Annotated in this window: 21 protein-coding genes and 2 tRNA genes; 20 read left to right on the top strand and 3 right to left on the bottom strand. The window is 45.4% G+C overall.

Features of this window, described 5'->3' with window-relative positions; all coding sequences use genetic code 11:
* The first annotated feature begins 241 nt into the window (after window positions 1-241).
* Genes ACPUEK_RS17840 through ACPUEK_RS17825 form a run of 4 tightly spaced genes read left to right on the top strand, consistent with a single transcriptional unit; the run spans window position 242 to window position 4,243 of the window.
* On the top strand, window positions 242-1,339 hold the full coding sequence (locus ACPUEK_RS17840; protein WP_425641682.1) for a polyamine ABC transporter substrate-binding protein: 1,098 nt from the start codon (window positions 242-244) through the stop codon (window positions 1,337-1,339).
* Between the two features lie 56 nt (window positions 1,340-1,395).
* Window positions 1,396-2,517, top strand: coding sequence for a polyamine ABC transporter ATP-binding protein (gene potA / locus ACPUEK_RS17835; protein WP_425641681.1), 1,122 nt, complete (start codon window positions 1,396-1,398; stop codon window positions 2,515-2,517).
* Window positions 2,514-3,428 (top strand): ABC transporter permease subunit, encoded by a 915-nt coding sequence (locus ACPUEK_RS17830; RefSeq protein WP_425641679.1) that lies wholly within the window; start codon window positions 2,514-2,516, stop codon window positions 3,426-3,428. Before potA ends, ACPUEK_RS17830 begins: the two co-directional genes overlap by 4 nt.
* Entirely contained in the window at window positions 3,425-4,243 is an 819-nt protein-coding gene (locus ACPUEK_RS17825) for an ABC transporter permease subunit (protein ID WP_067216735.1), read from the top strand. Before ACPUEK_RS17830 ends, ACPUEK_RS17825 begins: the two co-directional genes overlap by 4 nt.
* 7 nt (window positions 4,244-4,250) lie before the next feature.
* Here ACPUEK_RS17825 and ACPUEK_RS17820 read toward each other — a convergent pair whose 3' ends face one another.
* Complete coding sequence (locus ACPUEK_RS17820; RefSeq protein ID WP_425641677.1) at window positions 4,251-5,063, bottom strand: hypothetical protein; 813 nt, start codon at window positions 5,061-5,063, stop codon at window positions 4,251-4,253.
* Window positions 5,064-5,155: 92 nt separating this feature from the next.
* A complete protein-coding gene (locus tag ACPUEK_RS17815; protein WP_067216728.1) occupies window positions 5,156-5,458 on the bottom strand; it encodes a YhbY family RNA-binding protein in 303 nt (100 codons plus the stop codon).
* A gap of 758 nt (window positions 5,459-6,216) precedes the next feature.
* On the opposite strand from ACPUEK_RS17815, the gene ftsH reads away from it, so the two are divergent.
* The 14 genes from ftsH (at window position 6,217) to pnp (ending at window position 20,541) form a co-directional block, all read left to right on the top strand.
* Window positions 6,217-8,190 (top strand): ATP-dependent zinc metalloprotease FtsH, encoded by a 1,974-nt coding sequence (gene ftsH, locus ACPUEK_RS17810; RefSeq protein ID WP_156489030.1) that lies wholly within the window; start codon window positions 6,217-6,219, stop codon window positions 8,188-8,190.
* A 40-nt stretch (window positions 8,191-8,230) separates the two neighbouring features.
* Window positions 8,231-9,070, top strand: coding sequence for a dihydropteroate synthase (gene folP / locus ACPUEK_RS17805; protein ID WP_425641675.1), 840 nt, complete (start codon window positions 8,231-8,233; stop codon window positions 9,068-9,070).
* The gene (glmM, locus tag ACPUEK_RS17800) at window positions 9,063-10,421 is read left to right on the top strand and encodes a phosphoglucosamine mutase (RefSeq protein WP_425641674.1); all 1,359 of its coding nucleotides are present in this window, start codon (window positions 9,063-9,065) and stop codon (window positions 10,419-10,421) included. Before folP ends, glmM begins: the two co-directional genes overlap by 8 nt.
* Window positions 10,422-10,499: 78 nt before the next feature.
* Complete coding sequence (gene tpiA / locus ACPUEK_RS17795; protein WP_425641672.1) at window positions 10,500-11,243, top strand: triose-phosphate isomerase; 744 nt, start codon at window positions 10,500-10,502, stop codon at window positions 11,241-11,243.
* 5 nt (window positions 11,244-11,248) lie between these two features.
* The gene (gene secG, locus ACPUEK_RS17790; RefSeq protein WP_067032268.1) at window positions 11,249-11,608 is read left to right on the top strand and encodes a preprotein translocase subunit SecG; all 360 of its coding nucleotides are present in this window, start codon (window positions 11,249-11,251) and stop codon (window positions 11,606-11,608) included.
* A 19-nt stretch (window positions 11,609-11,627) separates the two neighbouring features.
* A tRNA-Leu gene (locus ACPUEK_RS17785) sits at window positions 11,628-11,713 on the top strand.
* Between the two features lie 47 nt (window positions 11,714-11,760).
* Window positions 11,761-11,837, top strand: a tRNA-Met gene (locus ACPUEK_RS17780).
* Window positions 11,838-11,990: 153 nt separating this feature from the next.
* Entirely contained in the window at window positions 11,991-12,452 is a 462-nt protein-coding gene (gene rimP, locus ACPUEK_RS17775) for a ribosome maturation factor RimP (protein WP_067032266.1), read from the top strand.
* 30 nt (window positions 12,453-12,482) lie between these two features.
* On the top strand, window positions 12,483-13,973 hold the full coding sequence (nusA, locus tag ACPUEK_RS17770; RefSeq protein ID WP_067216712.1) for a transcription termination factor NusA: 1,491 nt from the start codon (window positions 12,483-12,485) through the stop codon (window positions 13,971-13,973).
* A 25-nt stretch (window positions 13,974-13,998) separates the two neighbouring features.
* Window positions 13,999-16,572: a translation initiation factor IF-2 gene (infB, locus tag ACPUEK_RS17765; protein WP_067032261.1), complete on the top strand. Its 2,574-nt coding sequence runs from the start codon at window positions 13,999-14,001 to the stop codon at window positions 16,570-16,572.
* 12 nt (window positions 16,573-16,584) lie between these two features.
* The gene (gene rbfA / locus ACPUEK_RS17760) at window positions 16,585-16,968 is read left to right on the top strand and encodes a 30S ribosome-binding factor RbfA (RefSeq protein WP_067032259.1); all 384 of its coding nucleotides are present in this window, start codon (window positions 16,585-16,587) and stop codon (window positions 16,966-16,968) included.
* Between the two features lie 9 nt (window positions 16,969-16,977).
* Entirely contained in the window at window positions 16,978-17,907 is a 930-nt protein-coding gene (truB, locus tag ACPUEK_RS17755; RefSeq protein WP_082866112.1) for a tRNA pseudouridine(55) synthase TruB, read from the top strand.
* An 86-nt stretch (window positions 17,908-17,993) separates the two neighbouring features.
* Window positions 17,994-18,263, top strand: coding sequence for a 30S ribosomal protein S15 (rpsO, locus tag ACPUEK_RS17750; RefSeq protein ID WP_067032253.1), 270 nt, complete (start codon window positions 17,994-17,996; stop codon window positions 18,261-18,263).
* A 166-nt stretch (window positions 18,264-18,429) separates the two neighbouring features.
* Window positions 18,430-20,541 carry a polyribonucleotide nucleotidyltransferase gene (gene pnp / locus ACPUEK_RS17745; RefSeq protein ID WP_067032249.1) on the top strand — a complete coding sequence of 704 codons (2,112 nt, stop codon included), beginning with the start codon at window positions 18,430-18,432 and terminating at the stop codon, window positions 20,539-20,541.
* A gap of 111 nt (window positions 20,542-20,652) precedes the next feature.
* Here pnp and ACPUEK_RS17740 read toward each other — a convergent pair whose 3' ends face one another.
* Complete coding sequence (locus tag ACPUEK_RS17740; RefSeq protein ID WP_425641670.1) at window positions 20,653-23,115, bottom strand: EAL domain-containing protein; 2,463 nt, start codon at window positions 23,113-23,115, stop codon at window positions 20,653-20,655.
* Between the two features lie 139 nt (window positions 23,116-23,254).
* On the opposite strand from ACPUEK_RS17740, the gene ACPUEK_RS17735 reads away from it, so the two are divergent.
* Together ACPUEK_RS17735 and ACPUEK_RS17730 are read left to right on the top strand one after the other, a co-directional pair.
* Window positions 23,255-23,668, top strand: coding sequence for a hypothetical protein (locus ACPUEK_RS17735; RefSeq protein WP_067216694.1), 414 nt, complete (start codon window positions 23,255-23,257; stop codon window positions 23,666-23,668).
* A 97-nt stretch (window positions 23,669-23,765) separates the two neighbouring features.
* The gene (locus tag ACPUEK_RS17730) at window positions 23,766-24,686 is read left to right on the top strand and encodes an AraC family transcriptional regulator (protein WP_425641669.1); all 921 of its coding nucleotides are present in this window, start codon (window positions 23,766-23,768) and stop codon (window positions 24,684-24,686) included.
* Window positions 24,687-24,742 lie beyond the last annotated feature (56 nt).

Raw genomic sequence — 24,742 nt, 5'->3', positions numbered from 1 at the left:
AAACCCTCGCGTAACACCGAGGGTTTTTTTATGACCTCAATCTGGTTATGACGCTGTTTTGAATGATAGAGGTAGTGAGAGGTGATGCTAGGTCAATAACGACGTCATCGGTAAGCTTATTGCATGATAATCGAGTGATTGAAGCGGACTTGCTTAGAATTTCCACAGCATGACCTTTATCTAATGAGTGCGGGTACGTATGATACTCCGCTTTTTAATGAAACCGACTAGGGGAAGTTATATGAAATTTAAGTCTTACGTTTCGGCGTTGGCCCTGACGGCAGTGGCAGCGGTTCCGTTCTCTGCTCAAGCAGAAGATGTTGTGCACTTTTATAACTGGTCGGATTACATCGACGAAGAAACGTTGCCAAGCTTTGAACAAGAAACGGGTACATCGGTTGTCTACGATGTGTTCGATAGTAATGAAGTGCTGGAAGCCAAGTTACTCTCTGGCCAATCTGGCTTTGATTTAGTGGTTCCCACGAATGACTTTATTGGCAAACAAATTCAGGCGGGTGCGTTTATGCCGCTTGATCGTTCAGCGCTACCAAACTGGTCGAATCTGGACCCGAAAATCATGTCTTTGTTAGAAGGCGTTGATCCTGGTAATAAATACTCAGTGCCTTACATGTGGGGCACAACAGGTATTGGTATAAATGAAGCCAAAGTCAAAGCGCTTTTGGGTGAAGATGCTCCGATTGATAGCTGGTCTTTGGTGTTTGAAAAAGAATACTTAGAAAAGCTGCAATCTTGTGGTGTCGTGGCGTTGGATGCACCAACAGAGATTATCAGTTCTGCATTGAACTACTTAGGTCTTGATCCGAATACCACGGATAAAGCGGATCTTAATAAGGCAACGGAGCTAATGTTGTCTGTGCGTCCTTACTACCGCTATTTCCATAGCTCGAAATACATCAATGACCTAGCCAACGGTGACGTTTGTGTTGTGATTGCTTGGTCGGGCGATGTGGCGCAAGCGGCTGCCCGTGCAGAAGAGGCCAACAATGGCGTTGATATCCTTTATGTGATTCCGAAAGAGGGCGCGCTGATGTGGTTTGATATGCTGGCCATTCCTCGTGATGCGAAGAATGCAGCAGGCGCTCATGAACTGATCAATTTCCTATTGCGTCCTGAGATCACGGCAAACATAACGAATTACGTTTGGTACGCCAATGCCAATCCAGCGTCTATGGGCATGGTGGATGCCGACGTAGCCAATGATGAAAGTATTTTTCCGACACAAGAAGTGCGCGACAAGTTGTGGTTACCGAGCGTGTTGGATCAACGCACGACGCGCACCATTACGCGTGCATGGAACAAGATTAAATCCGGTCAATAACCACATCGCCAGCGGGCGGTGCTCGCTGGCATGATTTTTAGCTTTGAGGGTTTTAAATGATTGAGCCAAGTCTTTCACGCGATGGCGTAGATGGCCACTTTCTTCAGATAAGAAGTATCGTAAAAACCTACGACGATGTGGTCGCCGTTAATGATGTTTCTTTAGATATAGCAAAAGGCGATATCTTTGCATTGCTTGGTGCGTCAGGGTCAGGCAAGTCAACCTTGCTGCGTATGTTGGCTGGATTTGAAACGCCGAACTCAGGCAAAATTATCTTAGATGGCGAAGACATTGTTTCGCTCGCACCGTATCGTCGCCCGATTAATATGATGTTTCAATCCTATGCCTTGTTTCCACACATGACGGTTGAGCAGAATATTGCGTATGGCTTGAAGCAAGACCGTATGCCCAAAGCGATGATTGCTGACAAAGTTGTGCAGATGCTGCGTTTGGTGCACATGGAGAAATACGCAAAGCGTAAACCAGAGCAGCTGTCCGGTGGGCAGCGTCAACGTGTGGCGTTAGCGCGCAGCTTGGCGAAGTCACCAAAGCTTTTGCTGTTGGATGAGCCAATGGGGGCGTTGGATAAAAAACTACGTAATCGTATGCAGCTTGAGGTGGTGGATATCATCGAAAGTGTCGGCGTGACGTGTGTCATGGTTACCCACGATCAGGAAGAAGCCATGACCATGGCCAACCGTATTGCTATTATGGAAGAAGGCAGTATTGTGCAGTCTGGTACTCCGCGAGATATCTATGAAGCGCCGAACAGCCTTCAGGCGGCAGAGTTTATTGGTAGCATGAATTTGTTCCGAGGTGCGATTACCGTTGACGCACAAGATCATGCAGTAATTGATTCAGAAGAAATTAACAACCAGTTGTACGTTTCCTATGGCGTTACTACGGCGATTGAAGACAAACACGTGGTGTTTGCGGTTCGTCCTGAAAAAACGCTGATTTCCCGTGATCAGCCACAAGGTGAGTACAACTGGTGTCGTGGCGTTGTACATGACATTGCTTATCTTGGAGGGCACTCGGTTTATCATATCCGTTTAAATAATGGCAAAATCCTTTACTCTTTCATGGTGAACTCTGATCGTTTTGCTGATCAACCTACGTGGGAAGAGCAAGTTTACGTTTATTGGTCTGATGACAGTGGTCTGGTGTTGCGTCCATGAAGAAAGTCACTGAGCGTCTAAAGCGCCATGCTGAGCACGGTAAACGCTGGGTTATTGCCGTTCCAACCTTATGGCTGATGTTGTTTTTTGCGTTGCCATTTTTGATTGTCTTAAAAATAGCCTTTGCGGAATCGGCGATCGCGATTCCGCCATACACGCAGCTGTTAACTATGGCGGATGACGCGTTTGATCTGCATGTGTATTTTGGCAACTTTATTTTCTTAACCGAAGATGCGTTGTATCTGACTGCCTATCTGAACAGTTTAAAGATGGCCGCGATATCGACGTTTTTATGCTTGCTTATTGGTTACCCTATGGCGTACCACATTGCCCGAGCTAAGCCTTCTACGCAAACCGTCCTATTGTTATTGATACTGCTGCCGTCATGGACATCGTTCTTGATTCGTATTTACGCGTGGATCGGTATTTTGAAAAGTAACGGTATTTTAAATAATGCTCTTATGTGGCTTGGTGTAGTGGATCAGCCATTAGCCATCTTAAATACCAATGTGGCGGTCTACATAGGCATTGTGTATGCGTACTTGCCGTTTATGATATTGCCGCTATATGCCAATCTTGTTAAGCACGATAACAGCTTGATTGAGGCGTCACAAGACCTTGGTGCGCGCTGGCTGCAGTCGTTTTGGCGAATCACCTTCCCACTATCGCGCAACGGTATTATTGCAGGGTGCATGTTGGTGTTTATTCCTGTGGTGGGCGAGTATGTGATTCCTGAGTTGCTCGGTGGTACTAATTCGATTGTGATTGGTAAAGTGTTGTGGCAAGAGTTTTTTAATAATCGCGATTGGCCGCTGGCGTCATCGTTGGCTTTGATTATGTTGTTGCTCTTAATGTTGCCGATTCATTTCTTTAGAAAGTATCAAGAGAAAGAATGGGAGGAAGGTAAATGAAACAGCCTATTCGCTTCTCTAGTGTGATGTTTTGGTTTGGCATGGCATTCCTATACCTGCCGATGCTGAGTTTGGTGATTTATTCATTCAACAGTTCCCGCTTAGTGACCGTATGGGCGGGTTGGTCAACCAAGTGGTACGGCGAGTTATTCCGTGATGAAGGCCTAATGGCTGCCGTATGGCGCAGTTTGGAAGTGGCATTTTGGAGCGCTAATACGGCTGTTTGCTTGGGGGTTTTGGCCTCTGTGGCACTGACACGTTTTGGACGCTTTCGTGGTCGCTCGATGTTGCACAGCCTTGTCGCAGCGCCTTTGGTAATGCCCGATGTGATCATTGGCTTATCGCTTTTACTGATGTTTGTATCGATGACAGATGTATTAGGATGGCCTCAAGAACGTGGTTTGTTCACTATATGGATCGCCCATGCAACCTTCGGTACGGCATACGCGACGGTGGTTATTAGCTCGCGCTTGAAGGAGTTGGACCGTTCTTTTGTCGAAGCTGCTATGGATTTAGGCGCGGCGCCCGTTAAAGCTTTTGTGCAGATTACCTTACCAATTATCATGCCAGCGTTGGTGTCGGCTTGGTTGTTGGCATTTACGTTATCGTTAGACGATGTGGTGATAGCGAGTTTTGTATCGGGTCCAGGAGCCACGACGTTACCGATTGAAGTGTTTAGCTCTGTTCGTTTAGGGGTGTCACCTAAAATTAACGCATTAGCGACGCTGATTATCTTGATTGTATCCTTGGTGACATTGGTCGCTTGGTGGTTGTCTCGTCGCAAGTTAAAGCGAGATAAGCTCGTCCGTTCATAATGTATGACTAGGCGCGGGTGTCTAATGTACCAGAAGACGTATTGCTTTCTTCTGGTGCGTTGGCATCATGCCCGTAGGCTTCGTAATTGCCGATGTAAATATAGCCCAGTGTCACATCACTGATAAGTAATGGCAGTGCATCGTTTTGTCGCTCAAACCATATTTGCAATCCTGCGAAGCTTACGTCGTAATCCGCTTTGGGCGCCGATCCGCTAAGGTATAAATCTTCTAAAGGTTCTGCTTCACCATCTTGGTCAATTTCAAATAACCATTGTTGCGGTAAAGGCTCAAGTTGCTCTGCAGAGTAGGGTGTATGCAGTGTTTGCTTAGGCGATAGCTTGATCAGCGCTTGACGTAATGTGTCAGATAAGTGATGTGTTACAAACGTCAATAAGCACACCTTTTCAGTGCCGTCTGCGCCCAATAAATGCAGTTCTATTTTTTTGTTTTGTTTTTCATGTTTCAGGTCTTTGGCGCTGTCACCATAACTGGGTTCGTTGGTTGTAAACGATGGGGGTGGGGTTTGCAGCGGCAGTTGCCAAGAGTCGTTAGCTGGTGCGAAATGGCTAAGCGCTTCTACGTGAACATGAAGCTGATCTACTTGTTGAATAACAGCTTCTAGCATGTTAGCAATAATGCTGTCCGTAGGGGTTAGTTCGGTGGCATATTCATACGTTAAGGTGATTTGCTGAACATGAGATGCTGCGTCACTGAGTGTGAGGCTGTCATTTGAGGGGCGGTTACGACGCCGACGAAAGTGGGCGTGGTCTTCCCGTTCAGGAAGTTGGTTGATTCGTTTTACCGTGTCGATGAAAAGCATAGCGCGCACTCACTTTTTTAATTATGAGACCTTATCGGCGCTTTAGTTCAAAAATTAAGGCCAGCAAGTGGCTGACCTTAATCTTAATATGCTTAACGAAGTAGGTTAGATAGCTTCGGGTTCGCTTCTAACGCTGCACGGTGGAATAGTGCAACTTTACCGATAGTCTGAACAACTTGTGCCTTTAGCACTTTGCCAGTCTCTTCGATCAGCGCGTAACGGGCTTCACGGTCTACAACACTGTAGCGAACTTTGATTAGCTCGTGGTCTTCTAGAGCACGGTCGATCTCAGTCAGAACGGATTCTGTTAGGCCGTTGCCTGCAACAGTGACAACAGGATTAAGTGTATGCCCAATGTTGCGATATTGCTTTTTTTGAACGTTTGTCAGACTCATAATTAAAATTTCTCATCTTAGTTGACCCTCTTTATTGGAGGCTTCAGAGGTTAAGCGATATTATAGCGGAATATCGGGTGAATTAGGTATGATGAAACAGTGTAAGATCAAAAACTAACGATCTTATCTAAGCGGAACATTTGAACGATCTTTTTGTCAAAATTTCTTGGCAAGAGGGCGGTGATTTTGACGGATGATATTCTGAGCATCTAACGACGTTAGAAACGAATGAATTGGTTGAATGATTACGCCTACTAATGACCGTTTTACGAGTAATTTATCGTATAATGCCGCTCAAGTGATCGGAAATTATAGTTAGATCGTAATTTCTGTTATCAATGCTGCGTTATTGTGACATGGTAAATGATATAAGACGCTGCTTATGCACCTAAGGTATACGAAAAAATACCTTTAGGGGTTGGAAAGCGGGCGTTATATCTTGTAATTTCAACCATTGATCCCAATATCTGTGGTAGCAATGTCATTGATGACACAGATTGTGTGTGGCTGGCTCAGCGAAACGATTGCTGTCTAGGCATAACGCCTTAGTGGAATTCTTGTTGAGGTCCTTAAAAGCTTGGCTTTTAGAACCTGAAATCGATGCAGGGCCCTTTGGGTTCTGTTGTCACCCGTAAACCCTATACTTCTCAGCTTAGGCTGCTAAGTGTGCTTACTAGGACGACAAATTAAAGGTTACTAAGCCAGCGCGGTGACAGCGCTTGGTAAACTAACCGTTAAGAGGTGTGCTCTTGAACGATATGCTTAAAAATATTTTATTGTGGTTGGTGATCGCTGCGGTCTTACTGACAGTGTTTAACAATTTTAATACCTCTACGGAAACCAATCGAATCTCTTATTCTGAATTCGTACAGGAGGTTCATGACGGTCGTATTGCGAAAGTGGTCATTGAGGGTTACACCATCAGTGGTTCGCGTTCGAGTGGTGACAGTTTTGAAACGGTTCGTCCAGCAGCAGCTGATCCAAAAATCATGGATGATCTACTGAGTAACAATGTGGTTGTTGAAGGTCGTATGCCTGAACAACAAAGCATTTGGACGCAACTATTGATAGCCAGTTTCCCGATCCTTTTAATTTTGGCGATTTTTGTGTTCTTTATGCGCCAGATGCAAGGTGGTGGCGGTGGTAAAGGCGGACCAATGTCGTTTGGTAAGTCTAAAGCGCGTTTATTACCAGAAGATCAGATTAAAACAACGTTTGCGGACGTTGCCGGTTGTGATGAAGCCAAAGAGGACGTAGAAGAGCTTGTAGACTTTTTACGTGAGCCAGGCAAATTCCAGCGCCTAGGCGGTAAGATTCCACGCGGTATTCTAATGTGTGGACCTCCAGGTACAGGTAAAACATTGCTTGCAAAAGCGATTGCTGGTGAAGCGAAAGTGCCTTTCTTCACGATTTCTGGCTCAGACTTCGTTGAAATGTTTGTTGGTGTAGGTGCATCGCGTGTACGTGACATGTTCGAACAAGCCAAAAAACACGCCCCTTGTATCATCTTTATTGATGAGATCGATGCGGTAGGTCGTAACCGTGGCTCAGGTATGGGCGGTGGTAACGACGAGCGTGAGCAAACATTGAACCAATTGTTGGTTGAGATGGATGGCTTTGAAGGCAACGAAGGTATTATCGTCATTGCTGCGACAAACCGTCCCGATGTATTAGACCCTGCATTGCTTCGTCCTGGTCGTTTTGACCGACAAGTTATGGTGGGTTTGCCAGACATTCGTGGTCGTGAACAAATTCTTAAAGTTCACCTACGTAAAGTGCCTATGGCAGATGACGTAGTGCCGAAAAACATTGCCCGTGGTACACCAGGTTTCTCTGGTGCAGACCTTGCGAACTTGATCAACGAAGCCGCGTTATTTGCAGCGCGTTCGAATCGTCGCTTGGTTAACATGGAATTGCTTGAGCTTGCTAAGGATAAAATCCTGATGGGTGCTGAGCGTAAATCCATGGTGATGAAAGAAGAAGAGAAACGCAACACGGCATACCACGAAGCGGGGCACGCGATTGTTGGTTACTTGATGCCAGAGCATGATCCTGTTTACAAAGTAACGATCATTCCTCGTGGTCGAGCTTTAGGTGTAACCATGTATTTGCCAGAAGAAGACAAATACAGTCTCAGTAAGCGTGGTATTGAATCGCAAATCTGTAGCCTTTACGGTGGCCGAATTGCCGAAGAGATGATTCATGGCTTTGATGGTGTATCAACTGGTGCGTCAAATGACATCGAGCGTGCATCAAGTTTAGCGCGTAACATGGTAACTAAATGGGGACTGTCTGCGGAGTTAGGTGCATTTGCCTACGAAGAAGACGATCAACAAAGTATGACGGGCAGCAAGAATAATTATTTCTCACCTGAAACAGGTAAGAAACTGGATTCTGAAGTGCGTGGCATCATTGACCGTTGTTACCAAAAATCGACGCAAATTCTTGAAGAAAACCGCGAGAAGCTTGAAGTAATGGCGGATGCGTTGATGGTCTACGAGACAATTGATGCGAACCAAATCAAAGAAATCATGGACGGCAAAAAGCCAAGTCCGCCAGCGGGTTGGTCTGATCCAAGTGCTGGTAGTGATGTTTCAGGTGGTGGTGCAGCGGAAGCAGGCGGTACGACTGAAGCAGCACCAAATGATCCTGCAAATCCTGATCAAATGACCGACTCGTCTGATTCAACAGGTGAGACACCGGTTTCTCAAAAACCAACTGGCGAAGCGTAAGCTTCGTCGGTTTTGTTTTTCCGAATAAAGTGAATAAACAATGTCTGTGATGGTTTTTGGCGATAAGTCTTTGGACTTATCGCTTCCTCGCGTTATGGGTATCCTAAACGTAACGCCCGATTCATTTTCTGATGGCGGCAAACACAATTCTTTAGATTCTGCATTAAAACAAGCCGAGCGCATGATAGACGATGGCGCTGATTTTATTGATGTGGGTGGAGAATCAACTCGTCCTGGTGCCGCTGTTGTGGGTGAGCAGGAAGAACTGAATCGGGTTCTTCCGGTTGTTGAGGCTATTAAAGCGCGTTTTAATGTGATCGTTTCGGTGGATACCAGTACGCCTTCGGTGATAACAGGATCGGCTGCGCTTGGTGCGGGTTTGATTAATGATGTACGTGCATTAGAGCGTGAAGGTGCATTGAAGGCGGCTGCAGCGACGGCGTTACCTGTGTGTCTTATGCACATGCGCGGTACGCCGCAGACTATGCAGCAATCACCGTCGTACAGCGATTTAATTGACGATGTCGAACGCTACCTGATAACGCGAATCGAGGCGTCAATTGCCGCGGGTATTAATAAAGAGAATATTATTCTTGATCCGGGAATAGGTTTTGGTAAAACCCTGATTCATAACACAACGTTATTGAATTACACTGGGCGACTGCTGGATCTTGGTCATGAGGTCCTGATTGGGGTTTCACGGAAAACCATGATTGGCGATATTCTTGGTGTGCCTGTTTCTGAGCGCTTATATGGCACAATGGGGGCAAACGCATCGACGTACATGAAAGGCGCGAGAATCTTTCGTGTGCATGACGTCAAGCCCCATGTGGATATGTTGAAAGTGATGCATCAAATAGAAGAGAGTCGAAATGCGTAAATATTTTGGTACCGACGGTATTCGTGGTGAGGTGGGCAAGGATCCTATCACACCAGAGTTCATGCTCAAGCTAGGTTGGGCAGCGGGTCAAGTGTTCAAAGAGCATGATAAAAAAATCCTGATTGGTAAAGATACACGCATTTCTGGCTACATGTTTGAATCGGCACTTGAATCAGGCATCGTAGCGGCGGGTGCTGACGTGCGTTTAGTCGGTCCAATGCCGACGCCAGCCATCGCTTATCTAACCCGAACGTTCCGCGCCAGTGCTGGGATCGTTATCAGTGCATCACATAATCCTTATACGGACAATGGTATTAAATTTTTCTCTGCTCAGGGCGGTAAGATTTCGGACGAGCTTGAGGAAAAGATTGAATATTTTTTAGATCAGCCGATGGTCGTTGTTGAGTCTAGTTTGATTGGGCGTGCCAAGCGTATTGATGATGCGGCTGGGCGTTACATTGAATATTGTAAGGGTACATTTCCGATTGGCTTGCAGCTCTCGGGTCTTAAAATTGTTGTAGATTGCGCGGATGGTGCGACGTATCACGTTGCTCCTCGAGTGTTCTCCGAATTGGGAGCAGACGTGATTCCTATTGGCGTCAATCCCGATGGTTTGAATATCAATGAAGACAGCGGCGCAACCAAGCCTGAGTTGCTGCGTAAAAATGTCTTAGCTGAAGAAGCAGACATTGGTATTGCGTTAGATGGCGATGGTGATCGTCTGATCTTAGTGGATCGCTTCGGCAAGGTTTGTGATGGTGATGATGTGCTTTATATTATCGCCAACCACCTTATGCACACTGGTCGTTTTAATGGCGGTGTTGTTGGGACCTTGATGAGTAACTTCGGCCTCGAGTTGGCGTTCTCTGAAAATGGTATAGGCTTTAGTCGTGCGAAAGTTGGCGACCGGTATGTGAATGAAAAGCTGATTCAGCACGGTTGGGTACTCGGTGGTGAGCCTTCTGGTCATATAGTGTGTCGCGATATCACAACGACGGGTGATGGTATCATTGCGGCGTTGCAAGTATTGCGTGCCATGATAGAAGAAGGCAAAGCATTGCATGAGTTATTAGAGGGTTTAATTAAGTTTCCTCAGAAGCTGAAAAACGTTCGAGTAGCCGCGCGTTTTGCGCCCGCAGAGGAGCCAGCGTTACAAAAAGCGATTGCAATGGCCAATGAAAAACTTAATGGGCTTGGGCGTGTTTTACTGCGTGCATCAGGCACTGAGCCTCTGATTCGTGTGATGGTAGAAGGTCGTGATCAGGAAATGGTTGACGAGCTTGTAGACTATTTAGCAGCTGAAGTTGAGCGGGTTGCTCAAGACAAGAGTAAGCAATTGGCTGATTCCTAACTCAAAAATCAAAAAATAGCGCTTGATCTAGGTAGTACAATTACCTAGAATAAGCGCCTCTAAATCAAGGGTATCGCTATGACACGTCGCAAGATAGTCGCTGGTAACTGGAAAATGAATGGCTCAGTAGAGTCGGTTGTTGAACTGGTTGAAAGTATTCAAGCCAATGATGCCGTTGATGTAGTGGTTGCACCGAGCTATGTATATTTGCCTTTGGTAGCCCAATCTCTGACTGGATCAGAGGTTATGTTGGCTGCGCAAAATGTATCAGAATTTGCAAAAGGTGCGTTCACTGGGGAAGTCAGCTTATCAATGCTGAAAGATTTCTCTGTGTCTCATGTTATTTTGGGGCACTCCGAGCGTCGTTCTCTGTTCGCAGAAAGTGATGCTCAAGTGGCGAGGAAAGTAGCCTCGACACTAGAAGCGGGTCTAACGCCAATATTATGTGTTGGTGAAACACTGGAGCAACGCGAAGCGGGAACAACCTTAACGGTCTGTAACGCTCAAGTGGATGCTGTGTTGGAAGAGATCGGCATTGAGTTGTTTGAAAAAGTGGTGATTGCGTACGAGCCTGTTTGGGCGATTGGTACCGGCAAATCTGCTTCTTCTGAACAAGCTCAAGAAGTACATAAAGGTATTCGAGATAACATTGCTAAACGTTCCTCAAAAGTTGCAGAGAAAGTTGCGATTTTATACGGTGGCAGTGTTAAAGCATCTAACAGCGCTGAGCTATTTGCTCAGGCTGACATCGATGGCGCGCTAATAGGCGGTGCATCGCTGGATGCTACAGAATTTAATTCGATTATAGAATCTGCGAAGTAAATTAAATGGAAGCTTTAGTTTTAGTTGTTCATGTATTAGCGGCCGTTGCTATTATCGGGTTGGTGTTAATACAGCAAGGTAAAGGTGCTGATGCAGGTGCTTCCTTTGGTGGTGGCTCTTCTCAAACTGTATTTGGTAGTCAAGGTGGCGGTAGCTTCTTTGGTAAACTAACTGCACTGTTTGCCGTTGTGTTCTTTTTGACGAGCTTTGGTCTAGCGTTTTTCGCTAGCGAGCAAGCCAAAACAGTTGGTGGTGGTTTGGAATACGTTCCTACAGCATCACAAGTTGAAGAAACTGTGGAAATGCCAGAGCTTGATAGCGCGGCAGAATCTACAGGTGGTCAAGATATTCCTACAGTAGATTAATTATCTACTCTACGATTATGCCGATGTGGTGGAATTGGTAGACACGCTATCTTGAGGGGGTAGTGGCCTACGGCTGTGCCGGTTCGAGTCCGGCCATCGGCACCATTTCTTGAAGAGTAACGCATTCCTGTAGTAGAATGTATTCTCGTTGTCGCGGGATGGAGCAGTCTGGTAGCTCGTCGGGCTCATAACCCGAAGGTCGTCGGTTCGAATCCGGCTCCCGCAACCAACCTAGTCTTATTATGGTTACATAGTAAGATTAAGGTCTGAGAAGATCTTATAGTTTGGATGGCCCCTATATGGGGTTTTTTGCTATCTGAACTGCAGTTAAATGGGCCTTGAGCCCGTTTTTTGTTTCTACGCTTTTTATCGGAGAAGTCATTTGTCTACTAAGTTCACACAATTAGAAGAGCTTATCAGGCCCGTTGTTGAAGGTTTAGGCTTTGAATTTTGGGGGCTCGAATACCTATCTCACGGCAAGGATTCTGTTCTACGTGTTTTCATTGAAACAGACTCCGAAGAAGGTATTGATGTGGAGGCTTGTGCATCGGTTAGTCGTCAAGTAAGTGCGATTATGGATGTAGAAGACCCTATTTCCGGCGAATACAACCTTGAGGTTTCATCACCAGGTCTAGATCGCCCATTATTTGAACTCAGCCAGTACCAACGTTTTCTTGGTTCTGTTGTGTCATTACGCTTGCGTGTGCCGTTTGATGGTCGCCGCAAATTTAAAGGTCAGCTCACCAGTATTGAAGGTGATGAAGTAGTGCTGCTCGTAGATAACGAAGAGTACTTGCTGCCAATCGAGTTGATTGAAAAAGCAAACATAGTTCCTCAGTTTTAATTTATTCAACCTTTGAGAGAGGCTAAAAGGATGAGCAAAGAAATTCTTTTGGTAGTAGAAGCGGTATCCAACGAAAAAGATGTGCCTAAACAGGTGATTTTTGAGGCCGTAGAAACTGCACTAGCAAGCGCTGCAAAACGACGTTTTGAAGGCGAAGCCAAAGTACGTGTATCGATTGACCAACGTACTGGTGATTACAAAACATACCGTCAATGGGACATCGTAGTAGATGAAGATTACTCTACTCCAGATTCTGAATTGACGACTGATGACATGGAAGAAATGGGTCTGGCATTGGGTGCTGGCGAAATTTTTGAAGAAGAAATCGAATCTGAAGCGTTCGGCCGTATCGCGGCACAAACTGCTAAGCAAGTGATCGTACAAAAAGTACGTGAAGCAGAGCGTGCGAAAATGGTGGCTCAGTACAGCGACAAAGTGGGCAAGCTTGTTCATGGTCAAGTTAAGAAAGTCACTCGTGACAGTCTGATTATTGATTTGGGTGAGAACGCGGAAGCGTCTTTACCAAAAGAACATTTAATCAATCGCGAAACGTTCCGTTTAAACGATCGTATTCGTGCGTTGTTATTAGAGATTCGTGAAGACAACCGTGGTTCTCAGTTAGTACTTTCACGTACGGCACCTGAGTACATGGTTGAGTTATTCCGTTTGGAAGTGCCTGAGATCTCTGAAGAAGTGATCGACATCCGTGGCGCGGCTCGTGATCCTGGCCTTCGTGCAAAAATCGCTGTGAAAACAAGCGATCGTCGTATTGACCCGATCGGTGCCTGTGTCGGCATGCGTGGCGCACGTGTGCAAGCGGTTTCTAACGAAATGAACGGTGAGCGTGTTGATATTGTGCTTTGGGATGACAACCCAGCACAATTAGTAATCAATGCGATGGCACCTGCAGAAGTTGACTCAATCGTTATTGATGAAGACTCACACGCTATGGATGTAGCGGTTAAGAGTGACAATCTTGCTCAAGCGATTGGTCGTAATGGTCAAAACGTTCGCCTAGCGTCAGCTTTGACAGGCTGGACTTTGAATGTAATGACTGCTGAAGATGCTGAAGCGAAACAACAAGAAGAATCACAAAAGCTGATTGATCTGTTTGTGTCTGCTTTGGACATTGATGATGACCTAGCGATTCAGCTAGCGGAAGAAGGCTTTGCATCTGTTGAAGAGATTGCATATGTGCCTATGGAAGAGATGTTAGACATCGACGGATTTGATGAAGATTTAGTAAACGAGTTGCGTACACGTGCTAAAGAAACGCTATTGAACCAAGCGCTACAAGAAGAAGAGCAGCTAGACAGTGCAAAACCTGCTCAAGACCTGCTTGAAATGGAAGGTATGGATAATCACCTTGCTTTGGTTCTAGCGTCGAAAGGCGTAGTTACGATGGAAGATTTGGCAGAACAGTCAGTTGATGAATTAATCGAAATTGATGGAATGGATGAAAAACGTGCAGCGACATTGATACTGACAGCGCGTGCGCCATGGTTTGCTGAATCTGAATGAAATCTGAGTAAAAAGGGGGAACTTAATGACAGTTCAAACCGTTAAGATACTATCCGAACTGGTAAATACGCCAGTCGAGAAATTATTAACTCAGATGAAAGATGCTGGTTTGCCTCATAAGAGTGTTGACCAAGAAGTATCTGATGTTGAGAAGCAAATACTGTTAAACTATCTTAAACGTCAGCATGGCGATGCAGGTGAGACGGAAGGTGAGCAACGCATCACTTTACAGCGTCGCACCAAAAGCACATTGTCTGCTGGTGGTGGTGGCAAAACAGTAAATGTTGCTGTAAAGAAAAAGCGCACCTACGTAAAACGTCCGGATGCTGATGATGCGTTGACACGCGAGCAAGAATTGCTTGCAGAGCAGCGCGCAGCAGAAGAACAAGCACGTATAGAGGCTGAGAAAGCTCGCGAAGAAGCAGCTAAACTTGAAGCCGAACAGGCAGCCAAAGCAAAAGCTGAAGCTGAAGAACAAGCTCGTAAAGAAGCGGAACGTCTAAACACAGAACGTAATGCAGAACAACGAGCAACAAAGCAAGCGGAGCCAAACGACTCCGATATGGGAGCGGATAAACTCGTGGAAAATTCGAAAGAGACCAAAACCAATCGTAAGGTTTCTCAAGCGCCTGGCGAATCTAAGCCAAGTGCACCAGCACCGAAAGGTAAGAAAGCTGCGGCACCTGCTCGTGATAAAGAAAAAGCTCGTGGCCGTCAGCCAGACTCTAAGCGTAGCGGTCGTATTTCTTTGAATGATGACGATGAATTTTCTCGTCGCGGCGGTAAGCGCAAGCTTAAGAGACCTTCAAAACAAGAGCACGGTTTCCAAAAACCGACCGCTCCAATGATTCACGAAGTAGCACTTCCTGAAAGCATCACTGTTGCTGAATTGGCCGATAAAATGGCAATTAAAGCAGCAGAGGTGATTAAGGTAATGTTCAAAATGGGTGCTATGGCAACCATTAACCAAACAATTGACCGTGATACTGCGACACTTGTGGTTGAAGAAATGGGCCACAAAGCGAAATTTATCGATGAAAATGCTGTCGAAAATGACATGCTAGAAGCGATTGATTACGAAGGTGAAGCGATCAAACGCGCACCTGTTGTTACGGTAATGGGCCACGTAGACCATGGTAAAACATCGCTACTTGACTACATTCGTACAACACGCGTAGCGGCTGCAGAGTCTGGTGGTATTACACAGCACATTGGTGCTTACCACGTAGAAACGGACCACGGTATGGTAAGTTTCCTTGATACACCTGGACACGCGGCGTTTACGTCTATGCGTGCACGTGGTGCTCAAGCGACAGATATCGTTATCCTAGTGTGTGCGGCAGACGACGGCGTTATGCCTCAAACCATTGAAGCGATTCAGCATTCTCGTGCTGCCGGTGTGCCAATGGTTGTGGCGATGACTAAGATCGACAAAGAAGGCGCAGACATCGACAAAGTGAAAAACGAATTGGTAGCACAAGAAGTGGTACCAGAAGAATGGGGTGGTGACATCCAATTCGTAGGCGTTTCCGCTAAGTCTGGTGAAGGTATCGACGCACTTCTAGAAGCAGTATTGCTTCAAGCAGAAGTACTAGAGCTTACGGCTGTACCAAGTGCGCCGGGTCGTGGTGTGGTGGTTGAATCTCGTCTTGATCGTGGCCGTGGTTCGGTTGCAACGGTACTGGTACAAAATGGTACGCTTAAGAAAGGCGACATCGTATTGGCTGGCCTACAAATGGGTCGTGTACGTGCGTTGTTGGATGAGAACGGTAAGGCGGTAACGTCTGCCGGCCCATCTATTCCTGTAGAGATCTTAGGTCTAGACGGTACACCAGAATCGGGTGAAGAATTCATCGTTGTTGCTGATGAGCGTAAAGCGCGTGAAGTGGCTAACTTCCGTCAAGGCAAATACCGTGAAGTACGCTTCGCACGTCAGCACTCTGCTAAGCTTGAAAACCTATTCTCAGGAATGGGTGCAGACGAAGTCGGTACTCTGAACATCGTATTGAAAGCGGACGTTCGCGGTTCATTAGAAGCTTTGATCAAATCGTTGAACGATCTAAGCACTGATGAAGTAAAAGTGAACATCATCTCGAGCGGTGTAGGTGGTATTACTGAAACGGATGCGACGCTAGCATTGGCATCTGAAGCGGTAATCTTTGGTTTCAACGTTCGTGCGGACAGCTCGGCTAAGCAACTTATCGATCGTGAAAGCGTAGACCTACGTTACTACAGCGTCATCTACAACATCATCGATGATGTGAAAGCGGCTCTATCCGGCATGTTGTCTCCTGATCTTCGCGAAGATATTGTTGGTACTGCTGAAGTACGTGACGTCTTCCGTTCACCTAAGTTCGGTCTTGTGGCCGGCTGTATGGTACTTGAAGGTACGGTTTTCCGTAACGAAAGCATCCGTGTACTACGTGACAACGTAGTAATTTACGAAGGTGAACTTGAGTCGCTACGTCGCTACAAAGATGCTGTTAACGAAGTTCGTCAAGGCATTGAATGTGGTATCGGCGTGAAGAACTACAATGACGTGAAAGAAGGCGATAAGATCGAGGTCTTCAAGACCATCGAAGTCGCTCGTACACTTTAATAGGGATACATAATGGCAGGCGAATTCAGTCGTACTAGTCGTATCGGTGACCAGCTCCAAAAAGAGCTGGCATCCCTTATACAGTTTGAAGTGAAAGATCCACGCCTTGGCATAGTAACCATCAACGAAGTCCGAGTCGCTAAAGACTTGGGCTACGCTGATATTTACTACACAGTGCTAGGTTTGGACGACAATGCAGAGCGTTTGGCAGAAAACCAAACGGCTTTGGACAGTGCAAAAAGCTTTTTACGTCATCGCTTAGCGAAAGAAGTAAAATTACGTGTGATGCCACATCTACGTTTTCACTACGATAACAGTGTAGTGAACGGCGCACGTATGTCTGCTTTGATCGAAGAAGCGGTCCGTAATGACCAGAATAAAGATTCAGAAGAGTAAGCGATTACCATGGGTAAAACGCAATGGCGCGCCATCGATGGCGTCGTGCTACTAAACAAACCTCTGGGTCTGAGTTCTAATCAAGCGCTACAAAAAGTCCGTCGTGTGTTCCGTGCCGCTAAGGCTGGGCACACGGGGGCTCTTGATCCTCTTGCTACTGGCATGCTTCCTCTTTGTTTAGGTGAAGCGACCAAGTTCTCCCAATTCCTGCTTGATGCCGATAAACGCTATATCACCTGTATTGAACTGGGGATACGCACAACCACCGGCGACAAAGAAGGCGATGTTTTAAGCAACGAACCTGTGCCGCAACTGACCGATGATGAATTGGAAAGTTTGCTTAATCAGTTCCGTGGTGACATCGAACAAGTCCCACCCATGTATTCTGCGTTAAAGCACGAAGGCAAGCCATTGTACGAGTATGCTCGTCAAGGAATTACCATAGAGCGTAAGCGCCGTAAGGTCCACATTTCGAATCTAGCAGTATTAGAGCGCACAGAGAATACTCTGACGCTGGATATTAGCTGTTCGAAAGGCACCTACATTAGAACCATTGGTGAAGATATCGGTGAGGCGATGGGCTGTGGTGCGCATTTGAAAGCCCTTCATCGTGTGTCAACGGCGGATTATGATCCGGCAGACATGCTGAGCATCGAAGAGTTTGAGGCATTGGCAGAGCAGGGCGAAGACGTTCTTGATCAGAACTTAATGGGCTCAGACACGGCCGTTTTGCATTTACCGGAGATCGTCATGTCTTTGCAAGAATCGAAAGATATAGTCTTCGGTAGACTGTTGGACAACAGCCGTGGTTTTGACGAAGATCAGTTGCTGCGTTTATACGTTGAAGGCACGCGTGCTTTCATGGGCTTAGGGGTCATTAAAAATGGCAAAATTAAGCCTCAACGACTGGTAAATACGAGTGAGTTAGCCAAGAATTAGTGCTATAATCCTCGCTACTAGAGTGACTGAAAATATGCTCGGCCACCCTGGATTTTTAATAGCATATTACATTGGAGATTAAGATTATGGCATTGTCTGCAGAATCAAAAGCAGCATTGGTTGCTGAGTTTCAAACTAAAGAAGGCGACACAGGTTCACCAGAAGTTCAAGTTGCATTGCTAACTAAGAACATCGAAGGTTTACAAGGTCACTTCAAGTCTCACAAAGGCGACCACCATTCTCGTCGCGGTCTTATCCGCATGGTAAACCAACGTCGTAAGTTGTTGGATTACCTTAAGCGTAAAGACGCAGCGCGTTACACTAGCCTAATCAAAAAGCTAGGTCTACGTCGCTAAGACTGAAGAAGGGCCATAGAATCTATGGCCCTTTTTTCTTATAGGCCTCTCAAGAGACAGCCTGTACTTCAAATGTATTTTTTATCTCTGCAAGAATGCATTTGAGTACTGGCTAACAAAGAACGTCTTTGAGAGAAAGTTACAAAAAATAAGTTAAGGAATACGAGTGAGTATTACGACAAAAACGTTTCAATACGGAAATCAAGAAGTCACACTAGAAACAGGTCGCATTGCACGTCAAGCGACAGGTGCTGTTCTATGTACAATGGGTGATGCGCAAGTGCTTGCAACCGTGGTTGGCTCTAAAACGGCTAAACCAGGTCAAGACTTTTTCCCTCTTTCAGTACATTACCAAGAACGTACTTACGCAGTAGGTAAAATCCCAGGTGGTTTCCTTAAGCGTGAAGGCCGTCCTTCAGAAAAAGAGACGCTAACGTCTCGTTTGATCGACCGTCCAATCCGTCCACTTTTCCCAAAAGGCTACATGAACGAAGTTCAAGTAGTTTGTACGGTTATGTCGACTAACACTGATCTGGACGCTGACATCGCAGCAATGCTTGCAACATCAGCAGCGCTAACGATCTCTGGCATCCCATTCAATGGCCCAATCGGTTGTGCACGTGTTGGTTTCAGTGATGAAACTGGCTACGTACTAAACCCGTCTAACTCTGAGCTTTCTGAGTCTCTACTAGACATGGTTGTTGCGGGTACAAAAGATGCTGTCCTAATGGTTGAGTCTGAAGCACAAGAGCTGACTGAAGACGAAATGCTTGGCGCGGTACTTTACGCACACAAAGAAATGCAAACAGCGATCTCTGTGATCAATGACTTCGCCGCAGAGGCTGGTAAGCCTCGTTGGGAATGGTCTGCTGAACAAGCAAACGCTGATCTAGTTGACGCGGTTAAACTTGGCTACGCGGATCAAATTGAAGAAGCCTACGGTATTTCTGAGAAATTGGCGCGTTACACCAAACTTGGTGAAGTGCGTGAAAAAGCAATCGCTCAGCTTGTTTCTGAAGAAGGCCCATACTCTGAATCAGATGTAACAGGTGTCTTCTCTAAACTTGAGAAAAACATCGTTCGTCGTCGCGTAATCGACGGCAAACCACGTATCGACGGCCGTGACAATAAAACGGTTCGTGGCATCAACGTTGAAGTGGGCATGTTGAAGAAAACTCACGGCTCAGCTTTGTTTACACGTGGTGAAACACAAGCCATTGCGACTTGTACACTAGGTACAAGCCGTGACGCACAGATCGCTGACGGTCTTGCAGGCGAATCAAAAGACAGCTTTATGCTGCATTACAACTTCCCTCCTTACTCTGTAGGTGAGTGTGGTCGTATGGGCGGTGTTGGTCGTCGTGAAATCGGTCACGGCCGTTTAGCACGTCGTGGTGTTCAAGCGGTTCTTCCGTCTGAAGACGAATTCCCATACACCATCCGCGTGGTATCTGAGATCACTGAATCTAACGGTTCAAGCTCAATGGCGTCTGTATGTGGCGCGTCTCTGTCTATGATGGATGCGGGTGTTCCTCTTAAAGCACCGGTTGCGGGTATCGCAATGGGTCTTATCAAAGAAGACGACGGCTTTGCAGTTCTAACAGACATTCTAGGTGACGAAGACCACCTAGGTGACATGGACTTTAAAGTAGCAGGTACTGAAGAAGGTATCACAGCGCTTCAAATGGATATCAAGATCGAAGGTATCAACGAAGAAATCATGGACATCGCGCTATCTCAAGCGATGGAAGCACGTAAGCACATCCTACGTGAAATGGCGGAAGTGATCGGCTACGCTCGTCCAGAAGTTTCTCCGAATGCACCTTCTATGGCGACATTCAAAATTGATCCAGAGAAAATTCGTGAAGTAATCGGTAAAGGCGGTGCAACCATCCGTTCTATTACTGAAGAAACTGGCGCTTCTATCGATCTTGACGACGACGGTACCGTACGTATCTACGCACCTGATAAGTCTGCTTCTGATGCGGCAATGCTACGTATTCATGAAATCACTGCAGAAGCTGAGATCGACAAGCTTTACCAAGGTAAAGTAGTTCGTCTAGCGGAATTCGGTGCATTCGTGAACATCCTTCCTGGTAAAGATGGTCTAGTACACATCTCTCAGATCGCTGAAGAGCGTATCCGCGCAGTGGCTGACGTTCTACAAGAAGGCCAAGACGTAATCGTTAAAGTCCTAGACGTTGATGCACGCGGCCGTATCAAGCTATCGATCAAAGAAGTCACTGAAGAAGAAAAAGCCGGCTTTGTAGCGGGCTAATCTTCTAACTTCTGGTTAGATCCTAAAAAGGAGCACCTCGGTGCTCCTTTTTTATTGCCTGTAGGATAGACGCCAAATAAAGACTTTACGTCTATCTAACGTCCATTGCTCTCACTTCTCTCTCAATAATACCAAGTAGTCTTCAGGGGGCATGGGTTTGTGGAAGTAGTAACCTTGGCCTATTTCGCAGTTTAGCGCTTTCACCGTCTGCATTTCTTCGTAGGTTTCAATGCCTTCAGCGATGCTTTGAGCGTGGGTTTTTTGGCATAGGTTTATGATGCAGTCGCTCAAGATATGGTTAATGCTGGAGGTATCAATTGAGCTGACAAACATGCGGTCCAGCTTTATCTCAACGGGCGAGAGTGAAATGACATTGCGCATGGAGCTGTAGCCGGTACCAAAGTCATCAATCGAGAAGTTAAATCCGTGCTCTTTTAGACGTGATAGGTTCGCTTTGAAAACGCTGCTGTCATCAAAGATCGCGGTTTCTGTGACTTCTAATAAAATTTGATTAGCAGGGACTTTGTAGCGTTGTTTCAATTCAACGATCTTGTCGCAAAAACCTGGTTGTAATAAATCTTTGGCGGAGATATTGATCGACAAACTCCGGCCTTTAATAACATCTGGGTTGTCACTTACCCACAAAAAAACGGCGTTAAAGACATATTGGGTGATTTTAACAATCAGCCCCATCTTTTCAGCAAGCGGGATAAAAAGTGCCGGGGAGACGTTCCCCAGTTCTTTGCAATGCCAACGCAGTAAGACTTCTGCGCCGATGATGCGCTGATCGTTTAGGTCCACTTGTGGCTGTACCGCAAAATTCAGTTGGCCACTCTTAAGGTCTCTGTTGAGTAACGACAGTACATGTAAGTGGTGTTTATGATCAGACTTCATGTGTTTGTTAAACATGCTCCAATCATCATGACTATGCTGATTCACTTCGGCCGCTAGCTGCGCATTTTGATATAACTTCTCAATCGTATTCGCGCTTTCTGAAAAGGTGGCGATCCCGATTTTGATGGGGTAGGAAAATTCTAATCCTTCAATCGATAGGCTTTTCTCCAGTGTTGGCATTAATTTAGGCATGATGTGCTCGACATTGCGTAACGCAGTAACAAACACGCCATTACTGGTACTGGCTCGTATAAGCTTTACTTTGCTGTCTTCTTGCCAAGGTATGTTTTGCACCTCGTGCATAGGCATGAGTGCTCGGTTGATGTTAATAAACATTTGTTTTACAGCAAGATCGGCTTTTGCTGGCCCTACCGCTTGTATTAAAGAGTGGTGGCCAGACAGAACGATCAATACAAGACAATCAGCATTGCTTTTGTCGTCTATGGGACGGCATGAAGACGGCATTGCTGTGAGTAAGAACTGGCGATTTGGAAGCCCCGTTAACGAATCGGTTAAGTTCGTAAAGTGTCGGTCTTCGTTGAGCTGTCTAATGCGAGCGCTGTAGGCAAACGAAAACCCTAGTAACTGACAAAGGGACGACAATAAAAACGCGTATTCTGTCCAACTGTTGTAGGGCATCAGTTCCCAATAAATGAGGGAGCCAGTCAGCGCACCTAAGATAAAAATACTCCACGAAAACAAGTACAGACGTGTTGCTAAGGTATGAACGGATTTTGTATAAAATGCCCAGTAAGTACACAACGCAGAGCCAGCTATTTGCATAGCTAGAAAAATCGGCGCCATTTTATTTTCTTCAAGCAAACCACTGATCACGATTAAAGCGGCAAAAATTGCATCCATTTTAAAGCGATGAGTCCAGAAGAAAGGGTGGTGCTTTTCAATATTGAGGAAGCTGAGGCTAAAACGGCACACGGTCCAAAGCAATATTGAGTGCAGCGTTAAAATATTCACCGAAAGCCACTCATGTACCCGATCATTTGGCACTAAGTAGCGGCTAAACCCTAAGACAAACCCGAGAGACAAAATCAATCCAGCATTGAACAATACGTAATAGAAAAACGATCGCTCACGAGTCAGTAGATAGATCAGAATGTTGTAGCCAAGCAACAAGATTAACGCGGTCAGCGACATGACCCACAGAGTATTTTGCTGTTTTTTGGCTTGATAGATCACGCTCTGATCATACAGTGCAATGGGCAATAGAATAGGGCCACTGCTACTACGGCGAATCAGTAAACTGGTCTTTTTATTGGCGTCCAAGGTAATGGGAATCCAAATACCTTCGTAAGTTTCATTGTCATTCCAAGCCTGACGATCGCCCCTTGCCCACTCCTTTACTAAGCTCGTTCCGTGGAACAGATAAAAATTAAGCTCATCGATCATAAAGTTACTGGCTTTAAGGTAGTACGTTGTAGCATTACTGTGTCCAGAGGCTGGGAATGTCAATTTATGCCAGTAAGCGTTATCTGAGAACCCACTAGTAGGATAATGCTCAGTTAAATAGACTTGCTTCAATGCTTCCGTAGGTGAAATGGGCTCGTTTTCAATCCATGTGGGCAAGGGCTCGTTAAGATACGCGCCATTTATATCAGACCTGTCTATACCGTATGCCTTGATCGACATAATTATAAGAGTGAGACAAAAGAGAACAATCTTCATCCGTGATGTCCTGAATGCTTGGTACAGTAAGTGTATATCGTATCTAGCATACGTCAAAAAAGAGGCACATCTAGACAAAGAAGTGAGGGAGGATGAAAATAGAGTCTATTTTAAAGGACATTAAAGTTGGAGAGGGTGCATGGGACTAATAATTGGGCCAGTGATTCTTTTATGGGTAGCGGCTTTCTCTTTTACGTTGCGTATGGGCTACGTTCTGCTGGAAGGTAAGGCTTTCTTTCCTTACGTTTGCGTCGTATTGCTGTTGGCTGTTGCTGGTTCAGTACTGTATGTATTTGGAGGCTTATCTACGTTTCAAGGTCGAAGCGAGCTTTGGGCTTTTGAAATACCATGGTTTTTCCTTGTGAATAAATATACTTTTTTAGTCTTCGCGTTGTCAGTAATGGCGTATTTATTTGGCGGTAACATCTTCGTAGGAGATGTTTCAAAAGCGATTATTTTTATTGTTGCATTTTCCATCGCTTCAGGAAGTCTTATTGGGTGCTTCAGTTCCAGTGCATTCATGAAAAAGTACAATATATCAGAGACATACTAATGAGTTTCTACTCAAATCAGCGAAGTGATTATACTGCTGTGTCCATTGATGACGAACTTAAGCGCGAGCTAGATTTTCATTCGTCTATGTGTCTAATATGAATAAAAAATACAAAGCTCGTATCGATCGAGCAATTCAATACATTGAAAGCAATCTAGCGAATAAAATTTCGCTGGCTGACGTTGCAAGTGTGAGTCATTTCTCGGACTACCATTTTCATCGAATTTTTACCGGTATGGTTGGTGAAACGGTCAATGATTACATCGTTAGACGTAGACTTGAGTGTGCTGCCAATTTATTGATCTTTAGAACTGAATTATCGGTTACGCAGATCGCTTTAGAAAACGGCTTCTCGTCAACAGCCAATTTTTCAAAAGCAATAAAACGTCACTTTGGCTTCAGTCCGTCTGAGATACGAAACCCTGACAAAATTAAAAATAGCAAGATTGGAAAAATCTCTAGCAAGTATGGAAAAGAGTTTAGCCCTTTAGATTTGTATCCTGCTCGTATCACTAATGAGGTGATGAATTACAACATAAAGGATACAAAGATGAATGTGGAAGTAAGAGAACTTGATTGTTTACGTGTATGTACATTGGCTTCTGAGCGAGGCTATGAACTTGATGCCATCTATTCTGCTTGGGATAGACTGATAGATTGGGCGACAAATCATGGCATACAGCAGGATGAACAAAAGCGTTTTGCCTTGGCGTTTGACAACCCAATTGTCACCCCAATTGATAAATGCCGTTATACAGCTTCGATCGTCATTGGTGATGAGGTTTCTGTTCAGTCTCCATTTATATCCTCTGAAATACCCAAAGGAAAATATGCGGTACTATATTATAAAGGGGCGCCTGAAGATGCTATACAAGCTCAACTTAGCTTGTATTCTAATTGGTTGCCTGAAAGTGGGTTTGAGCCAGATGACTTTCCAATGATGGAACGTTATCTAAATGATGTTAGAGCGGATGGCTATCTTGAAATGGAAATCCACGTAAAGCTTAAAACATTATAAACAGTTTGAAATGGAAGCTTGGCTTTAGAACGTTTAATAGAGCCAAATGACAACCA

The organism is Marinomonas gallaica (assembly GCF_049821165.1).
GTDB lineage: Bacteria > Pseudomonadota > Gammaproteobacteria > Pseudomonadales > Marinomonadaceae > Marinomonas > Marinomonas gallaica.
The sequence above is the reverse complement of the archived record's forward strand: the minus strand, read 5'-3'. Positions and strand labels throughout refer to the sequence as shown.